Annotated in this window: 14 protein-coding genes; 13 read left to right on the forward strand and 1 reads right to left on the reverse strand. The window is 69.7% G+C overall.

The annotated features are described in order from the left end of the window. The first annotated feature begins 55 nt into the window (after positions 1 to 55). The 13 genes from OED52_RS00875 to OED52_RS00935 all read left to right on the forward strand — a co-directional run bounded on the left by OED52_RS00875 (position 56) and on the right by OED52_RS00935 (position 21,664). A complete protein-coding gene (locus OED52_RS00875) occupies positions 56 to 814 on the forward strand; it encodes a MerR family transcriptional regulator (RefSeq protein ID WP_264154799.1) in 759 nt (252 codons plus the stop codon). Between the two features lie 85 nt (positions 815 to 899). Beyond that, positions 900 to 2,117, forward strand: coding sequence for a UDP-galactopyranose mutase (gene glf / locus OED52_RS00880; RefSeq protein WP_264152851.1), 1,218 nt, complete (start codon positions 900 to 902; stop codon positions 2,115 to 2,117). Next, positions 2,114 to 4,039 carry a glycosyltransferase gene (locus OED52_RS00885; RefSeq protein ID WP_318841896.1) on the forward strand — a complete coding sequence of 642 codons (1,926 nt, stop codon included), beginning with the start codon at positions 2,114 to 2,116 and terminating at the stop codon, positions 4,037 to 4,039. Before glf ends, OED52_RS00885 begins: the two co-directional genes overlap by 4 nt. A gap of 52 nt (positions 4,040 to 4,091) precedes the next feature. Beyond that, on the forward strand, positions 4,092 to 4,583 hold the full coding sequence (locus OED52_RS00890; protein WP_264154801.1) for a phosphatase PAP2 family protein: 492 nt from the start codon (positions 4,092 to 4,094) through the stop codon (positions 4,581 to 4,583). Then, entirely contained in the window at positions 4,580 to 5,485 is a 906-nt protein-coding gene (locus OED52_RS00895) for a decaprenyl-phosphate phosphoribosyltransferase (RefSeq protein WP_264152852.1), read from the forward strand. The genes OED52_RS00890 and OED52_RS00895 overlap by 4 nt, the downstream gene beginning before the upstream one ends. A 4-nt stretch (positions 5,486 to 5,489) precedes the next feature. Beyond that, positions 5,490 to 7,418, forward strand: coding sequence for a flagellar motor control protein ZomB (gene zomB, locus OED52_RS00900; protein WP_318841897.1), 1,929 nt, complete (start codon positions 5,490 to 5,492; stop codon positions 7,416 to 7,418). A gap of 278 nt (positions 7,419 to 7,696) precedes the next feature. Beyond that, positions 7,697 to 8,707 (forward strand): alpha/beta hydrolase, encoded by a 1,011-nt coding sequence (locus tag OED52_RS00905; RefSeq protein ID WP_264152853.1) that lies wholly within the window; start codon positions 7,697 to 7,699, stop codon positions 8,705 to 8,707. Between the two features lie 290 nt (positions 8,708 to 8,997). Further along, positions 8,998 to 10,920, forward strand: coding sequence for an alpha/beta hydrolase-fold protein (locus tag OED52_RS00910; protein ID WP_264152854.1), 1,923 nt, complete (start codon positions 8,998 to 9,000; stop codon positions 10,918 to 10,920). A gap of 134 nt (positions 10,921 to 11,054) precedes the next feature. After that, the gene (locus tag OED52_RS00915; protein WP_264152855.1) at positions 11,055 to 11,594 is read left to right on the forward strand and encodes a DUF732 domain-containing protein; all 540 of its coding nucleotides are present in this window, start codon (positions 11,055 to 11,057) and stop codon (positions 11,592 to 11,594) included. Positions 11,595 to 11,623: 29 nt separating this feature from the next. Continuing rightward, positions 11,624 to 12,592, forward strand: a complete 969-nt coding sequence (locus tag OED52_RS00920) for a cutinase family protein (protein WP_264152856.1) — start codon at positions 11,624 to 11,626, stop codon at positions 12,590 to 12,592. Between the two features lie 664 nt (positions 12,593 to 13,256). Then, on the forward strand, positions 13,257 to 15,146 hold the full coding sequence (gene fadD32, locus OED52_RS00925) for a long-chain-fatty-acid--AMP ligase FadD32 (RefSeq protein ID WP_264152857.1): 1,890 nt from the start codon (positions 13,257 to 13,259) through the stop codon (positions 15,144 to 15,146). A gap of 49 nt (positions 15,147 to 15,195) precedes the next feature. Further along, a complete protein-coding gene (gene pks13, locus OED52_RS00930) occupies positions 15,196 to 20,115 on the forward strand; it encodes a polyketide synthase Pks13 (protein ID WP_318841933.1) in 4,920 nt (1,639 codons plus the stop codon). A gap of 7 nt (positions 20,116 to 20,122) precedes the next feature. Further along, positions 20,123 to 21,664 (forward strand): acyl-CoA carboxylase subunit beta, encoded by a 1,542-nt coding sequence (locus OED52_RS00935; protein WP_264152859.1) that lies wholly within the window; start codon positions 20,123 to 20,125, stop codon positions 21,662 to 21,664. A gap of 165 nt (positions 21,665 to 21,829) precedes the next feature. On the opposite strand, the gene OED52_RS00940 is transcribed toward OED52_RS00935, so the two are convergent. Continuing rightward, entirely contained in the window at positions 21,830 to 25,138 is a 3,309-nt protein-coding gene (locus OED52_RS00940; protein WP_264152860.1) for an arabinosyltransferase domain-containing protein, read from the reverse strand. Positions 25,139 to 25,173 lie beyond the last annotated feature (35 nt).

A 25,173-nucleotide genomic window follows, 5' to 3' on the forward strand; every position in this document is an offset into this window, starting at 1 on the left:
CATTGACGCAACGTCAAGATGCACGCTGGTGACAGCCGAACGGAAGAGGTGGGACGTGCCCCGCGAATGGTCCATCCAGCAACTGGCACGCGCGGCCGGCGTCACCAGCCGCACCCTGCGGCACTACGGCGACGTCGGGGTGCTGCGCCCGAGCCGCACCGCCGGCAGCAACGGCATGCGCTTCTACGACGAGGACGCCCTCGTCCGGCTCCAGCGCATCCTGCTGCTCCGCGATCTCGGGTTGTCGCTGCCCCTGATCCGGGACGTACTCACCGGTCACGACGACACCGTGAGCGCCCTGCGCACCCACCTCGACCTGCTCGAACACGAGCGCCGGCAGCTGGACCGCCGCATCGCCGCGGTCCGCACCACCCTGACGAAGACGGAGAGAGGGGAGGACCTCATGGCGGACGAGGTGTTCGACGGGTTCGACCACACGCAGTACCGCGACGAGGTGATCGAGCGGTGGGGGAAGGAGGCCTACGACAGCGGTGACCGCTGGTGGCGCGGTATGGGCGACGACGAGCGCCGCGACTGGACGGCCGACGTCCGGCGGCTGAACGACGACTGGACCGCCGCCGCGCGGTCCGGTGTCGACCCGGCCGGCCCCGAGGCGCAGGAACTGGCGCGTCGCCATGTCGAATGGCTCACGTCCGTGCCCGGCACACCCGCCCACGGCGCGAGGGGGAAGGGGTGCCGCGAGTACGTGCTGGCCCTGGCCGACATGTACGTCGAGGACGAGCGGTTCGCCGCCAACTACGGCGGCCGCGAGGGCGCGGAATTCGTCCGCGCCGCGCTGCGGCACCACGTGTGATCGCGGGTTCCGGTTGTGACCGCCCTCTCGGCCCCGACGGACCGAGAGGGCACGCTCCGGCGGGAGTCGCCTACCCTGGTGTCCCGTGACTGCTGCATCAGCGCCCCAGCCCTCAACCGGTGAGTACGACCTGATCGTCGTCGGCTCCGGATTCTTCGGACTGACGATCGCCGAGCGCGCGGCCACGCAGCTCGGCAAGCGAGTGCTCGTGATCGAGCGTCGCCCCCACATCGGCGGCAACGCCTACTCCGAGCCCGAACCGGAGACCGGCATCGAGATCCACAAGTACGGTGCCCACCTGTTCCACACCTCCAACAAGCGGGTGTGGGACTACGTCAACCAGTTCACCGAGTTCACGAACTACCAGCACCGCGTGTTTGCGATGCACAAGGGGCAGGCCTACCAGTTCCCGATGGGACTCGGGCTCGTGTCGCAGTTCTTCGGCCGCTACTTCAGCCCCGACGAGGCACGCGCCCTCATCAAGGAGCAGGCCTCCGAGATCGACACCGCCGAGGCGAAGAACCTCGAGGAGAAGGCGATCTCCCTGATCGGCCGCCCGCTCTACGAGGCGTTCGTCCGCGACTACACCGCCAAGCAGTGGCAGACCGACCCCAAGGAACTGCCCGCCGGCAACATCACGCGGCTGCCCGTCCGCTACACCTTCGACAACCGCTACTTCAACGACACCTACGAGGGCCTGCCCGTCGAGGGCTACACCGCGTGGCTCGAGAACATGGCGAGGGACGAGAAGATCGAGGTCCGCCTCGACACCGACTGGTTCGAGGTGCGCGACGAGATCCGGGCGAAGAGCCCCGACGCCCCCGTCGTCTACACCGGTCCCATCGACCGCTACTTCGACTACGCCGAGGGCAAGCTCGGCTGGCGCACCCTCGACTTCGAGACCGAGGTGCTGCCCACCGGCGACTTCCAGGGCACCCCGGTCATGAACTACAACGACGCCGACGTGCCGTACACGCGCATCCACGAGTTCCGGCACTTCCATCCGGAGCGGGAGTACCCGGCGGACAAGACGGTCATCATGCGCGAGTACTCGCGCTTCGCCGAGGACGACGACGAGCCGTACTACCCGATCAACACCCCCGAGGACCGCGACAAGCTGCTGGCCTACCGCAAGCGCGCGAAGAAGGAGGCCGAGGAGAACAAGGTCCTGTTCGGCGGCCGCCTCGGCACCTACCAGTACCTCGACATGCACATGGCGATCGCGAGCGCGCTGTCGCTGTTCGACAACGTGCTCCGCCCGCACTTCGAGTCGGGTGCGCCGATCAGCGGGGACGCTTCGTGACCCCCGCGAAGCACGCCGCCACCGCGCAGGCGTCCACCCCGGCCCCGGACGAGCTGCTCGGCAAGGCGCTGCTGCAGCGGATCATCCTGCCGCGGCCGGGTGAACCGCTCGACGTGCGCACCCTCTACCTGGAGGAGTCGCCGACCAACGCGCGTCGCGCCCACGCGACCAGCCGCACGGCCCTGTCGATCGGCGCCGAGTCCGAGGTGTCGCTGTGCACCTACTTCAACGCCTTCCCGGCCAGCTACTGGCGGCGCTGGAGCGTCCTCGACTCGGTGGTGCTGCGCCTCGAGTTCACCGGCCACGGCCGCGTCGACCTGTACCGCAGCAAGGCCGACGCCAGCCGCATCCACGTCACCGGCCGCGAGTTCCGCGGCGAGAAGACGGTCGTGGAGATCGCCGCCGACCTCGGCCCGTTCGAGGACGGCGGCTGGATGTGGTTCGACGTCACCACCGACACCGACGTCGTCCTGCACGCCGCCGGCTGGTACTCGCCGGTCGAGGCCCCGGGCGCCGGTTCGGTCGCGGTGGGCATCCCCACCTTCAACCGTCCCGCCGACTGCGTGGCCGCCCTGCGCGCTCTCGCGTCCGACCCGCTGGTCATGGACGTCGTCGACGCCGTGATCATCCCGGACCAGGGCACCCGCAAGGTGAAGGACCAGCCCGACTTCGCGGAGGCCGCGGCACCCTTCGGCGACCGACTCGTCATCCACGACCAGGGCAATCTCGGTGGTTCCGGCGGCTACAGCCGGATCATGTACGAGGCGCTGAAGACCACCACCAGCCCGTACATCCTGTTCATGGACGACGACATCGAGATCGAACCCGACTCGATCCTGCGCGTCCTGGCCCTGTCGCGGTTCGCACGGAGCCCGATGCTCGTCGGCGGGCAGATGCTCAACCTGCAGGAACGCAGCCACCTGCACACCATGGGCGAGGTCATCCACCGCCCCCACTTCATGTGGGGTGCCGCCCCGAACGTCGAGTACGACCACGACTTCTCGACCCGCCCGCTGCACGACCGCGAGGAGTCCAAGCTCCTGCACCGCCGCATCGACGTGGAGTTCAACGGCTGGTGGATGTGCATGATCCCACGCGTCGTCGCGGAGGAGATCGGCCAGCCGCTGCCGCTGTTCATCAAGTGGGACGACGCCGAGTACGGGCTGCGGGCCCGTGCGGCCGGCTACCCGACGGTGACGATGCCGGGCGCCGCGATCTGGCACATGGCGTGGAGCGACAAGGACGACGCCATCGACTGGCAGGCGTACTTCCACCTGCGCAACCGCCTGGTCGTCGCCTCGCTGCACCACGATGGCGACGCCGGTCCGCTGGTGCTCGATACCATCAAGGCGACGATCAAGCACCTCGTGTGCCTCGAGTACTCGACCGTCGCGATCCAGAACAAGGCCATCGAGGATTTCCTCGCCGGTCCCGAGCAGTTGTTCGACCTGCTGCCGCGCGCCCTCGGCGAGGTGCACGCGCTGCGGAAGAACTTCCCCGACGCCGTGGTGCTGCCCTCGTCGACGGAACTGCCGCCCGCCTCGCGCGCGGATCTCGGTGAGCTCGGACTCCCCGAGGGGCCGGTCGCCAAGATCAAGCGGCTCGCCAAGGGCGCCCTGCACAATCTGCGGCCGGAGAACCCGGAGCACCACGAGCGGCCGCAGTTGAACGTGCCGACGATCGACGCCCGCTGGTTCCTGCTGTCGCAGGTCGACGGCGTGACGGTCACCACGGCGGACGGCCGCGGGGTCGTCTACCGTAAGCGCGATCGGGCGCAGGCCCGTGCACTGCTCACCGAGGCACTCAGGCTGCGGCGCGAGCTCGCGCGCCGGTTCCCCGAGATGAAGCAGCGGTACCGGGACGCGGTTCCCGCCCTGACCAGCAAGGAGGAGTGGGAGCGTGTCTTCGGTATCGGCAACTGACAGCACCGGTGCGCCCGCACGTCACTGGAAGAGCACCGATACCGAGGTCCGTGTGCTGCAGACGGTGCAGGCCACCGTCGGTGCCGTGCCCGCCGCGACGAAGATCGCCCGCGGCATGTCGCACTTCGGTGAGCACGCTCTCGGCTGGATGGCCGTCGGTGGTCTCGGTGCGCTCCTCGACCGCCCGCGGCGGCGGCAGTGGGCGGGTGTGGCCGTCGGTGCGTTCGGTGCGCACGCGGCGTCCGTGGTGATCAAGCGGGTGGTGCGCCGCCCGCGGCCCGACGACCCGACCGTGCAGGTCAACGTGTCGACGCCGAGCCGGCTGAGCTTCCCGTCCTCGCACGTGACGTCCACGACCGCGGCGGCCGTGCTGCTCGCCCGGACGACGGGGCTACCCTTTCCGGCGGTACTCGTGCCGCCCATGATGCTGTCGCGCCTCGTGCTGGGTGTGCACTACCCGACGGATGTCCTGGCCGGCGCGGCGCTGGGCGCGGCGTCTGCGGCAGTCGTGGTGCAGGCCGAGAAGAAGTGGGGAGATCGATGAGCGAGGAGGCGGCGCCCCTCAAGGAAGCGCCCAAGAGCCTGGCCGGGGGCATCGTCAAGGCGGTGCGCCCGCGCCAATGGGTGAAGAACGTCCTGGTGCTCGCGGCACCGATGGCGGCCGGTTCGGTCACCGACGTGGACGTGCTGCTGCCCGTCGCGCTCGCGTTCGTCGTGTTCTGCATGGCCGCGTCCGGCATCTATCTGGTCAACGACGCGATGGACGTCGAGGCCGACCGCGCGCACCCCACCAAGCGGTTCCGGCCCATCGCTGCCGGTGTGCTGCCGGTGCGCCTCGCCTACATCCTGGCGGTGGTGCTGCTCGCCGGCTCGATCGCCCTGTCGTTCCTGGCGAACTGGCAGCTCGCGGTGGTCATGGCGGTCTACATCGCCATCCAGCTGGCCTACTGCTTCGGGCTCAAGCACCAGGCGGTGCTCGACATCTGCATCGTCTCGTCGGGCTTCCTCATCCGCGCCATCGCCGGTGGTGTGGCCGCGGAGATCCCGCTGTCGCAGTGGTTCCTGCTGATCATGGCGTTCGGGTCGCTGTTCATGGCGGCCGGCAAGCGCTACGCCGAGCTGCGCCTCGCGACCCGCACGGGCGCGAAGATCCGCAAGTCGCTCGAGTACTACACGGAGACCTACCTGCGGTTCGTGTGGACCGTGGCCGCCACCGCGGTGGTGCTCTGCTACGGCCTGTGGGCGTTCGAACAGGACAACGTCGCCGGCTCCAACTGGTACGCGATCTCGATGATCCCGTTCGTCATCGCCATCCTCCGCTACGCGGTGGACGTCGACGGCGGTGAGGCCGGGGAGCCCGAGGAGATCGCGCTGAAGGACCGGGTACTGCAGTTGCTCGCCATCGTGTGGATCCTGGTGGTCGGCGGTGCTGTCTACCTCTTCTGACGTCGTGGACGGCGTCGACGACACGCAGGCCGGACCGTCCCGAACGGTCCGGCCTCCTCGCCGTGACCGCCTCGCGACCGGGGTGTTCGCGGGTGGGGTGGTCGTCGCCGCCCTCCTGATGTTCTGGGGAGCGTGGGAGCGGCGCTGGATCGCCGACGACGGGCTCATCGTGCTGCGCACGGTGCGGAACCTGCTCGCCGGCAACGGCCCGGTCTTCAACGCGGGCGAACGCGTCGAGGCCAACACCTCCACGCTGTGGACGTACATCGTCTACGCGGGGGGCTGGCTCACCGGAGTTCGCCTCGAATACGTGGTGCTCGGCATCGCCCTGTTCCTGTCGACCGCCGCGATCGTGCTCGCGATGCTCGGCACGGCCCGCCTGTACCGGTGGCGGATGCGCACGGCGACGGGAACGTTGCTGCTGCTCCCGGCCGGTGTCCTCGTCTACATCGCGGTGCCGCCCGCCCGCGACTTCGCCACCTCGGGTCTCGAGTCCTGTCTGGTGGTCTGCTGGCTGGCCCTGTTGTGGCTGCTCATGCTGCGCTGGGCCGTGCCCGATCCGGAGGGGGGTCCGCTGCCGGGCACCGCGCAGATCCTCGCGACGGCCTTCGTCGCCGGTCTCGGCCCGCTCGTGCGCCCGGAACTGGCGATCGTCGCGGTGCTGGCGCTGGCGATGCTGTTCTTCGCCCGCGGCCTGGACCTGCGGGTGCGGGTCGCGATGGTCGCCGTGGCCGGTGCCGTGCCGGTGGCCTACCAGATCTGGCGCATGGGCTACTACGGCCTGCCCTATCCCAACACCGCCGTCGCGAAGGATGCGGGCGGCGCGAAGTGGGCCCAGGGCTTCGAGTATCTCGGCAACCTGGTCTCCCCGTACCTGCTGTGGCTGCCGCTGCTGTTCCTCGTCGTGCTGGTCGCGGCGGTGCTCGTCACCACCCGCGACGCCGCGTCCCGTCTCGTCCCGGCCGAGGGCCGGCCCCGGGACGTGCGCGGTCTGCTCGGCTGGGGGCAGACGCTGCTGCGCACCCCCACCGCGGTGGTCCTGCTGTTCCTCGGCTCGGGTCTGCTGCTCGCGCTGTACTCGCTGCGCGTGGGCGGCGACTTCATGCACGGTCGCGTCCTGCTGCCGCCGCTGTTCTGCCTGCTGCTGCCCGTCGCCGTCGTGCCGGTGCCGCTGCCGGACCGTGCCGTGCTCGGGAACAACCGGCCCACGCAGCTCGCCGGGGGGCTGGGTGTGCTGTGGCTGGCCACCGTCGTGTGGGCGTTCTTCGCGGCGAACACCACCGGTATGACCGAGGGCGCCGTGGTGGGCCGCTCCGGCATCGTCGACGAGCGTGCCTTCTACGTCCTCAACACCGGGCACGCCCATCCGATCCGCGCCGAGGACTATCTCGACTACCCGCGGATGCGGGCGATGGTCGAGGCCATCGCGAACACCCCGAACGGGGGTCTGCTGCTGCCCACGCCGGCCTTCGACGCGTGGGACGTCGTGCCTCCGCCCGAGCCCATCCCGCCCGGGGGAGCGGGGCACACCGTCTTCTTCCTCAATCTGGGCATGACGAGCATGAACACGGGCCTGGACGTGCGGGTCGTCGACCAGATGGGTCTGGCCTATCCGCTGGCGGCGCACACCGAGCGTCTCGAGGACGGCCGCATCGGGCACGACAAGATCCTGTATCCCGACTGGGCGGTCGCCGACTCGGGCATGGTCGACGTGCATCCCTGGATGCCCGCCTATCTGGACGAGGAGTGGGTCGCGAAGGCGAAGGCCGCGCTGACCTGTCCCGAGACGCGGGAGTTGCTGGACTCGTCGAGCGCCGAGCTGACCTGGCCGCTGTTCAAGCGGAACCTCCGCAAGGCCTTCGAGTACGCCGGTTACCGGATCGACCGGGTGCCGGAGTACGAGATCCAGCGGTGCGATCTGGAGATGCCGTAGCCCGTCGGGCGGGGCCGGGACAGGAAGATCGAATGGACCCCCACAGAAGATCTCGATAGGATCACGGCTCATCACGGATGTGTAACTTTCCGGCGCCGTCACCTTGACCTGAAGGTCGCGATGGGCTCGAGACCTGAGGAATCGAGGTTTGTCAGAGATCACGCTGTCCTCTACAGTTTTGACCGCAGTGTGACTTGGGGCGGCCTTCCGCGGCCGTCATCGCCGGGTAACGGGGGACGCGAACGCGGACGCCGCAGACGAGAAAGAGAGCATTGTTCATGCGTTTTGTCCCTAGGTTGAGACAGGGCCTGCGCCGGCGCCTGCTCGGTACCGCGGCCGCAGCTCTGGTCCTCCCGGTCGCTGCAGGTCTGGTCGGTACCACCGCAGCAGTCGCCGCTCCGGCCCAGACCGCGCCGGTCGCGCACCGCGCGCCCGCAGGGGGCTTCGAAGAGGTCTTCGTCGATTCCGACATGGGCCCGATCAAGGTGCAGATCCAGTGGGCCGCCCGTGGTGGCGACGCCGCGCTGTACCTGCTCGACGGTCTGCGTGCCCGCGACGACGCCAACGCATGGACGTTCGAGACGAACGCGCTGCAGCAGTTCGCCAACGACAACGTCACGCTCGTCATGCCGGTCGGCGGACAGTCCAGCTTCTACACCGACTGGTACGCGCCGTCCAACCTGAACGGCCAGGAGATCACCTACAAGTGGGAGACCTTCCTGACCCAGCAGCTGCCGGACTACCTCGCCACCCGCGGCGTCTCGCGCAACAACAACGGCATCCTCGGCCTGTCGATGGGCGGCTCGGCCGCCCTGACCCTGGCCGCCTACCACCGCGACCAGTTCAAGTTCGCGTCGTCGCTGTCCGGCTACCTGAACCTCTCGGCTCCGGGTATGCGTGAGGCCATCCGCGTCGCCATGCTCGACGCCGGCCGCTTCAACGTCGACTCCATGTGGGGCCCGCCGTGGAGCCCGGCCTGGCTGCGCAACGACCCGTTCGTCTTCGCCCCGCAGCTCCAGGGCCTGTCGATGTACATCTCGGCGGCCAGCGGCCTGCCCGGACAGCACGACAACCCGCAGGGCTTCGTGGGCTACTACAACACGGTCAACGGCATGGCTCTCGAGGCGCTGTCGCTGGCACAGACCCGCGCGTTCCAGATCAAGCTCGCGACGCTCGGCATCCCGGCCACCTTCGACTTCCCGGCCCGCGGCACGCACTCCTGGAAGTACTGGGAGGACGAGCTGTGGAAGGCGCGGCCGCAGATCCTCGAGGCGCTGAACGCCTGGTGACGTCCGGCCTGCGGTAGCCCATCGGGGATACCGCTCCGGTACGCACTGCTCGACAGGACGCCGCCCGCTCACCCTCGGTGAGCGGGCGGCGTCGCTTTCTGCAACAATTTTCCCACCCGTCACAGCGCGGCTCCGTCGATCCGGGTGCTTCTCCGTGTAGAAACAACACTCGGGACTCCGGTACCTCAGGTCGGCACATCCAGTCGGACGCCAGCCACTGCGCGTCGTCGCGGACCACCCGTCGCCCGCGCCGTGTCAGTGGGAGAAACCGGCAACGCAGAAAGTGAGCGATGCAGATGCGAACTGAGCTCGAGCACGGTGAGCGACGCACCCGGCCGAACGCGACGTCCGCACGCGCAGGTGGTGCGCGTCGCGGCCGCAAGCGTGCCCTCGGCCTGATCGCCGCGGCCCTGGTGTTCCCGGTCGCCGCGGGCCTGACGACCACGGTCTCGGTCGCCGCGGCCGCTCCGGCCGTCGTGCAGACCGGTCCCACCGACACCGCCGGCGCGACCGTCCGTGCCGTCGACTGGCTCACCGACCGGCGCGTCGCCCTGTGGGTCGACTCCCCGTCGATGGGAACTCCGATCCAGGTGCAGCTGCTGCTCGCACGCGACTGGAACAGCAAGCCCGACGCGAAGTTCCCCTCGGTGTTCATGCTCGACGGCATGCGGGCGCGCGACGACGAGAACGGCTGGACGCTCGAGACCGACGCGGAGTCCTTCTTCGCCGACAAGAACGTCAACGTCGTGCTGCCGGTCGGCGGTCAGTCGAGCTTCTACTCCGACTGGATCGACCAGAACAACGGCCAGAACTACAAGTGGGAGACCTTCCTGACGAAGGAGCTCCCGGCGATCCTCGAGCGCGACTGGCGCACCACCGACAAGCGCGGCGTCGTCGGCCTGTCGATGGGCGGCACCGCCGCGATGTTCCTGCCCGCCCGCAACCCGGGCTTCGCACAGTTCGCGGCCTCGCTCTCCGGCATCCTCACCACGACGACGCTGGGCATGCCCGAGGCCATCCACTACGCGATGATGGACGCCGGCGGCTTCGACTCCGAGGCGATGTGGGGTGCTCCCGGTTCGGACACCTGGGAGTCGCACGATCCCTATCTGCTCGCCGACAAGCTCAAGGGCGTCAGCCTCTACATCTCGAGCGGCAGCGGCACCACCGGCCCGTACGACGAGCCGTCGGGCATCATCCCCGGTGTCAGCACCAACTACGCCGGCATGGGCCTCGAGATCCTGTCGCGGCTGACCTCGCAGGCGTTCGCGACGAAGCTGAAGAAGCACGGCATCCCCGCGCAGATCGTGTACCGGCCCTCCGGCACGCACTCGTGGCCGTACTGGGAGTTCGAGCTGCACCAGTTGTGGCCGCAGCTCGCCGGGGCGCTCGGCGTGGAGGTCGACAAGCCCGAGTGCACCGCCACCGGGGCCATCGGTGACCTCGCGGCCGCCAACGGCTGGCTCGGCGACTGCCTGACCCCCGAGTACGACCTCGCGGGTGGCCGGGTGCAGGACTTCCGCTTCGGCCGGGTGTTCTCCTCGGAGGGTGTGACCGTCCCGGTCGCCGGTGCGATCGGTGGCGCCTACCAGAAGGCCGGTGGCCCGGCGAGCACGCTCGGTTACCCGACCACGGAGGAGCGGGGCACCCCGGACGGGCGCGGCCGCTACAACCACTTCCGCGGCGGCGCGATCTACTGGACGCCGCAGACCGGTGCCCACCCGGTGGTCGGCAAGATCTTCGAGGAGTGGCGCAACCAGGGCTGGGAAGGTGGCCCGCTCGGCTATCCCGTCCTCGACGAGGTGCCCACCCCGGACGGTCGCGGCGCGGTCCAGGGCTTCGAGATCGGCGCCATGTACTGGACGCCCGAGACCGGCGCCCACGCCGTGCAGGGCATGATCCTCGGCAAGTACGCCGAACTCGGCTACGAGACGGGTGTGCTCGGCTACCCGACCAGCAGCGAGCAGCCCGCGAGGGACGGCGGTCGTTTCGGTGAGTTCCAGCACGGTCGCATCTACTGGAGCCCGCTCACGGGTGCATGGCCGGTGCGCGGCAAGGTGCTCGAGAAGTGGCTCGCCGAGGGTGGCGACACGGGCCGCCTGGGCCTCCCGATCAGCGACGAATTCCCTGCTGAGGGCGGTAAGGGCATGCAGCAGAACTTCCAGTTCGGCTTCGTCACCGTCGACGGCGACACGGTGACCCTGCACCCGTAGCCGGCACGGTCGAACTTCCGGGCCCGTGCGGCCGGGGGAGCGGATGCGCTCCTACCGGCCGCACGGGCCTCTCTGTAGCCTGGGGCCCATCTGCCCAAGTTCGACTCGACATCCGGATGTGAGGACACCACCACATGCCTGCACGGACCCGTTCGCGTTCGACCCGCGTCCTCGGCGCGCTCGCCGCCGGCCTGACCGCCGCGGCCGTTCTGTCCGCCTGCGGTAGCGACGACTCCACCGCTACCAGCACGCCGACGAGCACCACCGCCGCCGAGACCTCGACGCAGACGTCGACCACCGCGAAGGCCGGGGAATCGACCTCGGCCGCCGCCACGGAGACGAAGGCGAGCGGGGAGAGCAGCGCCCAGTCCACGCCGGAGGTCCCGGCGGGCGTCCCGCCGGTCGGACCCGAGCCGTCGCCGGCCGGCCAGGCCTTCCTGTCGGTGTTGCGCGAGAAGGGCGTCCAGCCGGTCGACGAGGCCGGTGCCGTGAACATCGCCGACTACATCTGCAGCGCGAAGGCCCAGGGCGGCACGGACGAGGAGATCAAGGTGTTCGTCACCGCCCTCGTGGGCAGCGACGCCGCCGCGGGTGGCGTGGAGCTGACGGAGGAGGAGGCCTCGGCCACCGCCGACACCTACATCACCGTCGCCGGCGACACCTACTGCGGCTAGAACGGACAACGGACGGGGAACGACACGACATGGCCAGGACGACGCAGCCGAAACGACGCCGCGCACGCAGGACGGTGATCGCGGGGGTACTGCTCGTCCTGGCCGTCGTGCTGGTGCTCTGGTACCTGCTGGCGGGACGGCTGGACCTGCCTACGCCGATCCCGACGCCGCCCGGCCCCGAGGAGCCGCAGACGCAGCCGGCCTCGTGCCCGGACGTGCAGGTCGTCGCGGTGCCGGGCACCTGGGAGTCCGCCGTGGGCGACGACCCGTACGCCCCGTCGGCCAACCCCATGTCGCTCATGCTCAACGTGACGCGGCCGCTGCAGGAGCGTTTCGACGCGCAGCGCGCCGACGTCTACACCGTCCCCTACGTCGCGCAGTTCTCGAACCCGATCGCGATCCCGCCGGACGGCCAGCAGTCCTACAACAACAGCCGCAGCGCCGGGTTCGCCGCGACCACCGACATCCTGGCGCGCCGGTCCGCGGAATGCCCGCTGACCACCTACGTGCTCACCGGTTTCTCGCAGGGCGCCGTGATCGCCGGTGACGTCGCGGCGCAGATCGGTGCGGGCAACGGGCCGGTCCCGGCCGACCGCGTCCTCGGTGTCGCGCTGATCGCCGACGGCCGGCGCGACGGGGTCTCGGGTACCGACATCGGCCCGCAGGTGGCGGGTGTGGGCGCCGAGCTGTCCCTCGACGGGCTGCGGCTGCCGGGCATCACCATGACCGGTGCGCGGCCCGGTGGCTTCGGTGAGCTCGACGACCGCACGGTGCAGATCTGCGCGCCGTCGGACAGCATCTGCGACGCCCCGCCGAACGCGCTCAACCCGGCGAACTGGATGACCGCCGCGCCGCGCGTCCTGGAGTACGTCAACAATCCGATCCACGCGATGTACAACACGTTCGTCGTCGACGGGAACGGCACGACGGCGACGCAGTGGATCACGCAGTGGGCGTCGGAGAAGATCGAGGCCGCACCGCATCCTGCGGAGGAGTGACGTCCGTCTCGTCCGGCGGTGTGTCCGACTTGGATGTTACCCGGCGGTAGTGTCCGACCTCACCACCCGTTACACTCGATTGACGCTCTGCCTTTAGACTCATCCCTCGGCTGCGTGCCCGGCCGTTCCGGGATCGTGGCGCACGACGACTGCCACAGGAGAAGAGGTTCATGGTGCCTGCGACGGCACGGCGGACGGCCGACCCCCTCGAGGGGTGTCCCGGCGGATCGGGGCGGGGGATGATCCTCGTCACGGGTTCGTCGGTGCGCAGGCCGTCCGCGTTCCGAACCTCCGCTCACCGGGGAGCGCCGGGGGAGTTCCGCGTCCCGAGCTGTTCTTCGCCGAATTTCCGTCGTGCACAAACGAATCGTGCGGTGGTTCCGCTCGGCGGACGCGGAACGGGTGCGTGAACAGCACCGTGCCGTATGTTTGGAACTCCCTTGGACAGGGGGAAGCGCTCGTCCCGATGCCCGCTGCTCGCGAGGGAGTGGACGATGCTGCTCTGTAACATAACCGTGATCTGGGATCGATGTTCACTTTCGACGAGTGGACCGCCGGAAGCCGTGGGGGGCCGTGTCGGTACGACGATCTGCCATCGCGGAGGAAAAGTTGGGGGCGCAACCATGTCGAGTGGTTGTGGGATCGCTTCGACAGGGAGAAGGAATTGAGCGTCGGGTTCGAAGAGTTCATCGATGAGAACGGCGAGATCAGGCTGCCGGAGGGATGTACGCTCCTCGATCACCTCGAGGAGAATTTCGCATCCAACGGCGGCGAACTCGCATACCGCTACATCGACTACTCGCGCGAGCGTGACGGCGAGGTCCACGAGCTGACCTGGGATCAGTTCGGCATTCGCGTCAAGGCCATCGCCGCGCGCCTCCAGCAGGTCACCGTTCCCGGCGACCGGGTGGCGATCCTCGCGCCCCAGGGCCTCGACTACGTCGTGTCCTTCTTCGCCGCGATCTTCGCCGGCACCATCGCCGTGCCGCTGTTCGACCCCGACGAGCCCGGCCACACCGACCGTCTTCACGCGGTGCTGGGCGACTGCACCCCCAGCGCGATCCTCACCGCGACCTCGTCCGCGGCGGGCGTGCGCCAGTTCTTCCGGCCGCTCCCGGCTGCCGAGCGTCCCCGCGTGATCGCCGTCGACGCGATCCCCGACACGGTCGCCGAGTCCTGGACGCGTCCGCCCATCGGCACCGACGACATCGCCTACCTGCAGTACACCTCCGGCTCGACCCGGGTGCCCGCAGGTGTGGAGATCACCCACCGCTCGGTGCTCACCAACGTCGTGCAGATGGCCGACTCGATCGAGCTGAACGAGCACTCCCGCGGCGTCACCTGGCTACCGCTGTTCCACGACATGGGTCTGCTCACCGTGATCCTGCCCGCCGTGGGTGGCAAGTACATCACGATCATGAGCCCCCGGGCCTTCGTCGCGCGCCCGAGCCGCTGGATTCGCGAGCTCGCCGCCGTCTCCGACGGTGCCGGCACCTTCGCGGCCGCCCCCAACTTCGCGTTCGAGCACGCCGCCGCCCGCGCGGTGCCGAAACCGGGCGAGGAGCTCGACCTGAGCAACGTCATCGGCCTGATCAACGGCAGCGAGCCCGTCACCACCTCGTCGATGCGCAAGTTCAACGAGGCGTTCGGCCCCTACGGCCTGCCGAAGACCGCGATCAAGCCGTCCTACGGCATGGCCGAGGCCACCCTGTTCGTCTCGTCCACCCGCCACACCGACGAGGCGAAGGTCATCTACGTCGACCGCAAGGAGCTCAACGCGGGCCGGATCGTGAAGGTCTCGCCCGACGCCCCGAACGCGATCGCGCAGGTCTCCTGTGGCTACGTCTCGCGGGGCCAGTGGGCCGCCATCGTCGACGCCGAGACCGGCACCGAGCTGCCCGACGAGCGGGTCGGCGAGATCTGGCTGCACGGCGACAACATCGGCATCGGCTACTGGGGTCGCAAGGACGAGACCGACAAGACCTTCCGCAACCGGATCACCGCGCGTCTGGCCGAGGGCAGCCACGCCGACGGCACCCCGGACGACGCGAACTGGCTGCGCACCGGCGACTACGGCGTCTACATCGACGGTGAGCTCTACATCACCGGCCGTGTGAAGGACCTCGTCATCGTCGACGGCCGCAACCACTACCCGCAGGACCTCGAGTTCTCCGCGCAGGAGGCGAGCACTGCGCTGCGCCCCGGTTTCGTCGCGGCCTTCGCCGTGCCGGCCAACCAGCTGCCGCGCGAGGTGTTCGAGAACGACGCCTCGGGCCTGCAGTTCGACGCCGACGACGCCTCCGAGCAGCTCGTGATCGTCGCCGAGCGTGCGCCGGGTGCCGGCAAGGCCGACCCGCAGCCGATCGCCGACGCGGTGCGCGCCGCGATCTCGACCCGCCACGGGGTCACCGCGCGCGACGTGCTGCTCGTACCGGCCGGGTCCATCCCGCGTACGTCCAGCGGCAAGATCGCCCGTCGGGCCTGCAAGACCGCATATGTCGAGGGGACGCTGCGCGGTGGTTACCGCCAGCAGGCGTTCCCGGACAGCGTGTAGAAATGTCCTCTGTCCCGGGTAGCGTGGTGGGTTGATGTCTGACACTGAAATGACCGTTGCGCAGCTGCGCGAATGGCTGCGTAACTGGATCGCCGACGCGACCGGTCAGCCGGTCTCCCAGATCTCGGACGACCGTCCGATGGAGGAGTTCGGCCTGTCCTCCCGGGACGCCGTGGCGATGGCCGGTGAGATCGAGGAACTGCTCGGTGTCACCCTCAACGCGACGATCGCCTACCAGCACCCGACGATCGCGTCGCTCGCGACGCGCATCATCGAGGGCGAGCCCGAGGCACCCGCCGACGACGACTCCGCGCTGTACCACGCGGGTGTGCCGTCGGGCTCGAAGGACATCGCCATCGTCGGCCTGTCCACCCGCTTCCCCGGGCACGTCGACACCCCGGAACAGATGTGGGACCTGCTCGCCTCCGGGCGCGACGGCATCACCGACCTGCCCGAGGACCGCTGGGCGGAGTTCGACGCCGACCCCGCCATCCGGGAGTCGATCCGCAAGGCCAACACCAAGGGCGGCTACCTCGACGACGTGAAGGGCTTCGACGCGGAGTTCTTCGCGATGTCGCCGCGCGAGGTCGAGATGGTCGACCCGCAGCAGCGCCTGGCGCTGGAGCTGACCTGGGAGGCGCTCGAGCACGCCCACATCCCGCCGAGCGAGCTCAAGGGCGGCTCGGTCGGTGTGTTCATCGGCAGCTCGGCCAGCGACTACATGCTGCTCGCCGTGGGCGACCCGTCCGCGGCGCATCCCTACGCGCTCACCGGCACCTCCAGCGCGGTGATCGCCAACCGGGTGTCGTACTTCTACGACTTCCACGGCCCGTCCGTCACCCTCGACACGGCGTGCTCGTCGTCGCTGGTCGCGGTGCACCAGGCCGTGCAGGCGCTGCGCAACGGTGAGGCCGACGTCGCGCTCGCCGGTGGCGTCAACATGCTGCTCGCCCCGGCCGGCACGCTCGGCTTCGACGAGCTCGGCGTGATGGCCCCCGACGGCCGCATCAAGGCGTTCTCCGCCGACGCGGACGGCATGATCCGCGCCGAGGGCGGCGGTCTCGTCGTACTCAAGCGGCTCGAGGACGCCGAACGCGACGGCGACGACATCCTCGCGGTCATCGCCGGTTCGGCCGTCAACCAGGACGGCCGCTCCAATGGTCTGGCCGCCCCCAACCCCGAGGCGCAGGTCGACGTGCTGCGTCGTGCCTACCGCGACGCGCAGATCCTGCCGTCCGGGGTCGACTACATCGAGGCGCACGGCACCGGCACGGTACTCGGCGACCCCATCGAGGCCGATGCGCTCGGCCGGGTCGTGGGCCGCGGCCGCGAGGCCGACAAGCCGGTGCTGCTCGGCTCCGCCAAGACCAACTTCGGTCACCTCGAGTCCGCCGCAGGCGCGGCCGGCCTGATCAAGGTCGTCCTCGCGATGCGCAACGACCGGATCCCGCCGACGTTGAACTACACCGCGCCGAACCCGTACATCCCGTTCGACAGCGCCCACCTGCAGGTCGTCCCCGAGGGCGCCGAGTGGCCGCGCTACACCGGCCGGGCCGTCGCGGGTGTCTCCGGTTTCGGTTTCGGTGGCACCAACGCGCACGTGGTGGTCCGCGAGTACACCGGTCCGGAAGGTCAGGAGGCGTCCGAGGCCGAGGTCGAGGTCCTGCCCGAGACCCTCGAGGCCACCGAGACCACCGAGCCGGCCCGGGAGCTGCCGGTGCTGCTGGCCGTGTCGGGCCCGATGCCGTCGCGGCGCCGCCGTGCCGCCGCCGATCTCGCCGACTGGCTCGAGACCGAGAAGGGCAGCACGACCCCGCTGGCCGACGTCGCCCGCACCCTCGCCCGCCGCAACCACGGCCGTTCCCGCGCCGTCGTGATCGCGAGCACCCACGGTGAGGCCATCGCCGGGCTGCGCGCCGTCGCCGCCGGCAAGCCCGCCCAGGGTGTGTTCGTCGCCGACGCTCCCGCCGCGAAGGGCCCGGTGTGGGTGCTGTCCGGCTTCGGTGCCCAGCACCGCAAGATGGCCAAGCAGCTGTACCTGGAGAACCCGGTCTTCGCTGCGGCCGTCGACGAGGTCGACGAGCTGATCTACGACGAGTCGGGCTACTCCATGAAGGAGAAGTTCCTCGACGACGCCCAGAACTACGACGTCGAGACCGCCCAGGTCGGCATCTTCACCATCCAGATCGGCCTTGCCGCGCTGCTGCGCCACCACGGTGTCGAGCCCGCCGCGGTAGTCGGCCATTCGATGGGTGAGGCCGCCGGCGCCTACATCTCGGGCGGCCTGTCGCTCGAGGACGCCGTCCGCGTCATCTGCTCGCGCTCGCGTCTGATGGGCGAGGCCGAGTCCGGCCTGACCGGCGACGACATCCGCCTCATGGCGCTCGTCGAGTACAGCGCCGACGAGATCACCGGGGTGCTGCCGGACTTCCCGCAGCTCGAGGTGTGCGTCTACGCGGCCCCGACCCACACGGTCATCGGCGGCCCGCAGGAGCAGGTCAACGCCATCGTCGAGCGCGCCGAGGCCGAGGAGAAGTTCGCGCGGGTCCTGCAGACCAAGGGTGCGAGCCACACCTCGCAGGTCGATCCGATCCTCGGGGAGCTCGCCGCCGAACTCGCCGGCATCGAGCCGTACCGCCTGAAGGTCGACCTGTACTCGTCGGTCGACAAGGAGACGCTGTACCGCGCCGGCCACGAGGGCATCCACGGCGTCGAGTACTGGACCAAGGGCATGCGGCACAGCGTGTACTTCACGCAGGCCATCCGCCAGGCCCTGTCCGACGGGCACACCACCTTCGTCGAGCTCAACGCCAACCCCGCGACGCTCATGTCGGTGGCGGCGACGGCCTTCGACGCCGGTGTGCAGGACGGCCAGTTCATCCAGACGCTCAAGCGCAAGGAGGACGAGTCCCTCGGCGTCCTCACCGCTCTCGCACAGCTTTACGTGCACGGCCACTCGGTGGACCTGAGGACGCTGCTGTCGGAGGGCGACTACGCCGATCTGCCGCGTACGGCCTTCCTCCGCAAGCCGTTCTGGGTCGAGGCCCGCATCGGCGGGGCCGGCAACGGCCGGGTGCCCGGCGCTCGCGTTGCGCTGCCGGACGGCCGGTACGCCTGGGAGGTGCAGGCCTCGGCCGTCACCGACCCGTCCGAACTCGTCGTCGCGGCCGCCGCGCAGGTGCTGTCGGACGTCACGCTCACCGCGTCGATCCCGCACGCCGAGGTGCCCGCGGCCGGCACCCTCACCACCACGCTCACCCGGCATCCGGGCGGCGCGTCGCTGCAGGTGCACGCCAACACCGGCGACGGCTTCACCCTGATCCACGAGGGTGTCGTCACCTCCGGTGAGCCGCTGCCCGCCCCGGTGGCCACGGTCGCCGCGAAGCCCGCGGCCGAGGTCGAGGAGCAGGCCGAGGTCACCGAGACCTTCGGCGACAAGTGGGATCCGGAGGGTTCACAGACCCTCGAGGAGCGGCTGACGCTGATCGTCGCCGAGTCCATGGGCTACGCGCCGGAGGACCTGCCGGCCGAGATCCCGCTCATCGAGCTGGGCCTGGACTCGCTGATGGCGGTGCGCATCAAGAACCGCGTCGAGTACGAGTTCGACATCCCACAGCTGCAGCTCGCGGCGGTCAAGGACGCGAGCCTGCGCGACGTCGCGAAGTACCTGCGGTACGCGGTGGAGAACCGCGAGGAGGTCGCCAGGCTCGCCGAGCAGCAGGCCGCCGAGAAGGCCGCCGAACGCGCTGCAGCCGAGGACACCACCGACGAGCTGCCGCAGACCGAGGACACCACGGTCGTCGCGGAGGCCGAGAAGATCGTCGTCGAGGCGGAACGGGAAGAGGCGGCCCAGGACGCAGCGGCTCAGGAGAGCGAACAGGAGTCGACCGGTGTCGACGTCCCGCCGCGCGACGCCGCCGAACGCCTGACCTTCGCCTCCTGGGCCGTGGTCACCGGCAAATCGGCCAAGGGCATCTTCAACACGCTGCCGAAGCTCGACCGCGACGTCGCCGAGAAGCTCGCGGCCCGGCTGTCCGAGCGGGCGAACGGCGAGATCACCGTCGACGACGTGCTCGCCGCGACGACCATCGAGCAGCTCTCCGAGACCGTGCGTCAGCACCTCGAGTCCGCCGACCGCATCGACGGCCTCGTGCGGGTCCTGCGGCCGCGGCCCGAGGGTTCGGACGCCGTGCCGGTGTTCGTCTTCCACCCGGCCGGTGGCTCGACCGTCGCGTACGAGCCGCTGCTGCGCCGCCTGCCCGCGACCACCCCGATGTACGGCTTCGAGCGCACCGAGGGCCCGATCGACACCCGCGCCCAGGTGTATCTGCCGCTCATCAAGGAGATCCAGGGCGACGGCCCGTACGTGCTGTGCGGCTGGTCGCTCGGCGGTGTGCTCGCCTACGCGGTGGCCCGGCTGCTGCGCGAGGAGGGCAAGGACGTGCGCCTCGTCGGCCTCATCGACACCGTCATGGCGGGGGAGAAGGTCGAGGACACCCCGGACGAGATCCGTAAGCGCTGGCAGCGCTACTCGGCGTTCGCGAAGAAGACCTACGGCATCGACGCGCCGCTGCCCTACGACCTGCTGGCCGAGGCCGGCAGCGACGAGGAGCAGATCGGCATCCTGATGGGGCTGCTGGAGCTGAGCGGGGCGCAGATCCCCGGCGGCATCATCGAGCACCAGCGCACGTCGTGGCTCGACAACCGCGCCATCCAGACCGCGGAGCTGCTGCCCTACGACGGCAAGGTCGTGCTGTACATGGCCGACAAGTACCACGACGACGCGATCGACCTCGAGCCGGCCTTCGGCACCCGGCAGCCCGACGGTGGGTGGGGTGAGGTCGTCGCGGATCTCGAGGTCGTGCACGTCGGCGGTGATCACCTGCAGATCGTCGACGAACCGTACATCTCGAAGGTGGGGGAAGACCTGTCCCGCAAGCTGGCCGATATCGAGGCCTCGAGGAGCTGAACTGGTAGTGAGCACCACGGCACAGAAGCTGGCCGAGCTGCGCGAGAAGTTGGAGCTGGCGAAGGAACCCGCGGGTGAAGCCGCCGTCGCCAAGCGCGCGAAGAAGGGCATTCCCAGCGCCCGCGACCGCATCGACATGCTGCTCGACAAGGGCAGCTTCGTCGAGATCGGCGCGCTGATGAAGACCCCCGGCCGCGAGGACGCGATGTACGGCGACGGCGTCGTGGTCGGCCACGGCACCGTCGACGGCCGTCCGGTCGCGGTGTTCTCCCACGACCAGACCGTCTTCGGCGGAAGCGTCGGCGAGATGTTCGGCCGCAAGGTCGCCGCGGTCCTCGACTTCGCCCTCAAGATCGGCTGCCCGGTCATCGGCATCAACGACTCCGGCGGCGCCCGCGTGCAGGACGCCGTCACCTCCCTCGCCTGGTACGGCGAGATCGGCAAGCGTCACGAGCCGCTGTCGGGTCTGTGCCCGCAGATCTCCGTGATCGTCGGCAAGTGCGCCGGCGGCGCGGTGTACGCACCGATCAACACCGACGTCGTGGTCGCCACCGAAGAGGCGTACATGTTCGTCACCGGCCCGGACGTCATCAAGGCGGTCACCGGTGAGAACGTCAGCCTCGACGAGCTCGGTGGTGCCCGCAAGCAGGCCGAGTACGGCAACGTGCACCACGTCGCGCCGGACGAGAAGGCCGCCTTCGAGTGGGTGCGGCAGTACCTGAGCTACATGCCGTCCAACGCCCAGGAGAAGCCGCCGATCATCAATCCCGGTCTCGAACCGGAGATCACCCCCGACGATCTGTCGCTGGACACGTTCATGCCGGACGCCGACAACTCCGGCTACGACATGCACGACATCCTGCTCAAGATCTTCGACGACGGCGACTTCTTCGAGATCCGCGGGCAGGTCGCGCCGAACATCATCACCGGCTACGCCCGCGTCGACGGCCGTCCGGTGGGTGTGGTCGCGAACCAGCCGCTGTACCTGTCGGGTGCGCTCGACGCAGCGGCCGCCGACAAGGCCGCCCACTTCGTGCGCGTGTGCGACGCCTACGACATCCCGCTGGTGTTCGTCGTCGACACCCCCGGCTTCCTGCCCGGTGTCGAGCAGGAGAAGGTCGGCGTCATCAAGCGCGGTGGCCGGTTCCTGTTCTCGTACGTCGAGGCGTCGGTCCCGAAGGTCACCGTCGTGGTGCGCAAGGCCTACGGCGGCGGTTACGCCGTGATGGGCTCGAAGCAGCTCGGCGCCGACATCAACTTCGCATGGCCCACCGCCCGCATCGCGGTGATGGGCGCGGAGTCCGCCGTCGCGGTCATCGGCCGCCGGCAGATCGAGGCCGCCGGGGAGAACGCCCCCGCGGTGCGTCAGCAGCTCATCAACTTCTACAACGAGCACGTGGCGACGCCGTACATCGCGGCCGAGCGCGGTTACGTCGACGCGGTGATCGAGCCGTCGACCACCCGCCTCGAGATCCGCAAGGCGCTCACCATCCTGCGCGACAAGCAGGTCTTCAAGAACCCGCGCAAGCACCACCTGCTGCCGCTGTAGAGCAGACCGCTGTAGAGAAGGGCCCGTGCACGGTACTCCGTGCACGGGCCCTTACGCGTACGCCTCCGGTGTGGACGGGAAACGAGCGGGCCGCCGCGCGGTCTCCCGCACGGCGGCCCGGCCGTCGCTCTTCGTGGATCCGGTTCGGCTATCCGCGGATCCGGCTCACTCGTAGACCCGCATCGGTGCGGGCTTCCACAGACCCGAGTGCGTGACCTCGGTGGTGGTCAGCTCGGCCGGCTTCGCGTTCGGGTAGTACCGCACGTAACGCTCGACCGAACCCCAGTCGCGTGCCCAGTCGTTCTCGAGATAGGTCGGCACCTGCTCGGGCCGGGCGAGGACCTCGGTGAAGCCGAGGGGGCCACCGTTCTCGGCCGCCTGCCAGGTATCGGTGGACGACACCGCGAGCGGACGGTCCGGCAGCACGCGGTAGTTCGGCATCTCCGCCACACCGGCCCAGTGGTCGAACGGCCGCTGGCACGGGAACTGCAGGCCCACGGCCCAGTCCAGCAGCAGCGGCTGCTCGGAGCCGAGCTCGTCGTCGAGCCGCTCGAGCGTGGGCACCCGCGGCGGCGTGAACGCCAGCCACTGGTCGCCGGTCAGGTTCGGATCGTTGGCGACGATGCGGACGGCGTCGATGTCGTCGGGCAGGTCCGCGAGCGGGATGCGCAGGTTCCGCCAGGACGGCGCCGGGCCGATGTCGCGGGGCAGGTAGGTGCCTTTCGCTTCGACGCTGCCGTCGGGCTGCCGGGTGCCGTATTCGAGCAGCAGCGACTGCCCGTAGGTGAGGGCGCCGGTGTCGTCGTACGACCAGATGCGGCCCGCCGCGGAGATGACGATCAGCGGGGTGTCCTCGGTGACCTCCGGCAGGGCATACCAGCTCGAGGTGAGCGCGGCGGGTTCCTGCACGCCTTCCTGGTAGCTGCCGAGCACCGGGGTGACGGCCGGGTCGAGCCCGAACGGCAGTTTCACGGTGCTGCCGTTGACGGTCTGCTCACCGGAGCCGCCGGTGGTGCCGCCGCCGGCGCCGGTCTCGAAGGTCGGGCCGACACTCTGGTTGTCGGTGTTGCCCTGGCCCGGCTTGACCTCGACGTAGTCGGCGGTCAGGTCGGACGGAACCCCGTCGGGGGTGAATCCGCGCGGCGCCGCGCCGGCGAGCGCGTCGCCGTTCGCCGGCGGGTTGCCCGGATCGATGATCGGTTCGAGGCGGCCCTGGTTCGGGTCGCTCTCGACGAGCACGTCGTTGGCGAGCCCACAGGTCTGGCCGGCGAGGGCTCCGATGTTGGACCGGGCCAGCGAGTAGGCCGGGTACTGCGAGACGGCGCCCTTGAGCAGCGACAGCACCTCGAACAGCACCATGATCGCGGCGACCGCGGTGAGCGGCGCGGCGGCCAACTTGCGGATACGCCGCCCCTTCTTCGTCTCCGGCGATTCCGGCGGCGGGGCGTAACCCTCCCGCAGGTACTGCCAGGCGACGAGCACCAGGGCGAGGCCGAACAGGACCAGGAACAGCGAGCTGGACTGGTAGCCGCTCAGCGACACCGTCTTGTCGAACCACGGCACGCCGTAGCTCGAGACGTACCACCAGCCGTTGATGCCGGCGAACGAGACGGCCAGCACGAACAACAGCCCGGCCAGGAAGATGGTGCGGTTGCGCCGCGACCGCAGTGCGCTCGCCGAGACCAGGACCGCGGTGACGGTGGCCAGCGACCCGGCGATGCCCGCGTACGCCCCGAAGTGGTGGGTCCACTTCGTGGGGTTGAACATCATGAAGAAGATCGTGCCGAAGACGATGCCGAGCAGACGCCAGGTCGGGCTCACCGCGACTCCCGGGATGCGGCGGCGGCGCAGCAGCACGAACAGCGTCGTGAACAGGCACAGCAGCATCGTGAGGAAGGCGAACCGGCGGGCCAGGGAGCCGTCGACGGTCTGCACCATCAGGTAGTAGTAGCGGAGGAAGTCGTTCCACCACTCCTCGTTGGGGCCGATGATGGTGCGCACGCGGGTGGCCTCGAGCACCGCCGCGAGGGTCTGGTCCGAGAACACCACCACGAGCACGAGCACCCCGGCCGCGCCGATCGGCGCGAGCAGTGGCAACGTGCCCACTTCGCGGTGCCGGCGCACGATGATGCGGGTCATCGGGCGGATACCGGCGATCAGCGCCGCCACACACATCAGGCCCGTCGGGGCCGCGGCCAGCGTGAACGCACCGATGATCACGGCGGTGGCGGCGGGCAGCAACCGGCCCGTCGCGATGGCCCGTTCGATCGAGCACCAGGTCAGCAGCGCACCGAGCGCGACGATCGGCTCGGGCCGCAGACCGTTGTTGTAGGGCAGCCAGAAGGCGAGGAAGACCAGGCCGCCGGTCCACAGCGCGATGCGGTTGGTGCGCACCGCCCGGCCGAGTCGGGGCACCACCTCGCGGCTGATGACCATCCAGCACAGAATCCCGGCGATCAGCGCGGGGATGCGCATCCAGGGGCTGGCCGTGGAGATCTTCGCGAACGCCGCGAGCACGTCGTAGTACCAGCCGAAGGGCGCCTCCGGCACACCGAACCACCGGAAGTAGTTGGCCATGTAGCCGGACTGTTCCGACGCCCGCGCCATCGTCAGCAGGTAGCCGTCGTCCGAGGTGTTGGCGCCGAAGAAGTGCCAGCCGATCAGGGTGGCGACCACGACGGCGTCGACGGCGGTGAACTTCCACCAGCGGGCCGGCAGGAAGCGGCGGTGGCCGCGGCCGTCGGTGCCGTCGAGCTTGGCCAGCGCGCCGAGCGCCAGCGCGGTGGACAGCACCGCGAGGATCATCGCGAGCGACTTGACCAGCGTCGGCGACGAGGTGAACCGCGAGTCGACGTCGACGACGACCTCGAGCCCCGGAACGGCCGAGGGCAGGTCGCTGAACACGCCCACCACGAGCGGCCGCAGGTCGCCGGTGAGCTCACCGGCGCGCGGGTTGCCGTTCTCGTCGGTCAGGCCGACGAACTCGGCGACGGTGCGGTCGGAATCCGAGAGGATCAGCAGTTCGCTGCAGGCACCGGACTCGACCTCGCTGCGCGGCGCGGTCGCGACCACCACGTTGCGGTCGAGGACGTCGACGTTCTCCGCACCCACCCGCACGAACATGCCGTTGAGCGCGGCGTCGCGTCCGCTCGAGGGGGCGGTGGCCAGCAGCATGCCACCCTCGGCGGGCATGTCCGCGACCGCAGCGCACGGCATGGTGGCGCTGAACTGCAGGGGCACCTGCGCCATCAGCGGCATCTCGACGTCCGTGGCCGCGGGATCCTGCGGCCAGGTCATGGTCGCTTCGGTCACCCGCACCGGGAGGAACGGGGTGGCCAGGGCCAGCACCATGCCGAGCAGGCCGGCGACGACGGCGACGAGCCGTGCGGTCCGGTACCGAGAGCGAAGGTCCTCGCCCACGATCCGGGGACCGGTCGTACTGGGCGCGGGTGAGGTCGTCACGTCGTCGGGCACGGGAGTCGATGGTATCCGTCGACCTGCTGTGACGG

The sequence above is a fragment of the Rhodococcus sp. Z13 genome (assembly GCF_025837095.1).
Classification (GTDB): Bacteria; Actinomycetota; Actinomycetes; order Mycobacteriales; family Mycobacteriaceae; genus Rhodococcus; species Rhodococcus sacchari.

Bases quoted from the DNA above. Each gene is read 5' to 3' on its own strand.
- OED52_RS00895 (WP_264152852.1), top strand. From the start codon at position 4,580: ATGAGCGAGGAGGCGGCGCCCCTCAAGGAAGCGCCCAAGAGCCTGGCC.
- OED52_RS00905 (WP_264152853.1), top strand. From the start codon at position 7,697: ATGCGTTTTGTCCCTAGGTTGAGACAGGGCCTGCGCCGGCGCCTGCTC.
- OED52_RS00910 (WP_264152854.1), top strand. From the start codon at position 8,998: ATGCAGATGCGAACTGAGCTCGAGCACGGTGAGCGACGCACCCGGCCG.
- OED52_RS00915 (WP_264152855.1), top strand. From the start codon at position 11,055: ATGCCTGCACGGACCCGTTCGCGTTCGACCCGCGTCCTCGGCGCGCTC.
- OED52_RS00920 (WP_264152856.1), top strand. From the start codon at position 11,624: ATGGCCAGGACGACGCAGCCGAAACGACGCCGCGCACGCAGGACGGTG.
- pks13 (WP_318841933.1), top strand. From the start codon at position 15,196: ATGACCGTTGCGCAGCTGCGCGAATGGCTGCGTAACTGGATCGCCGAC.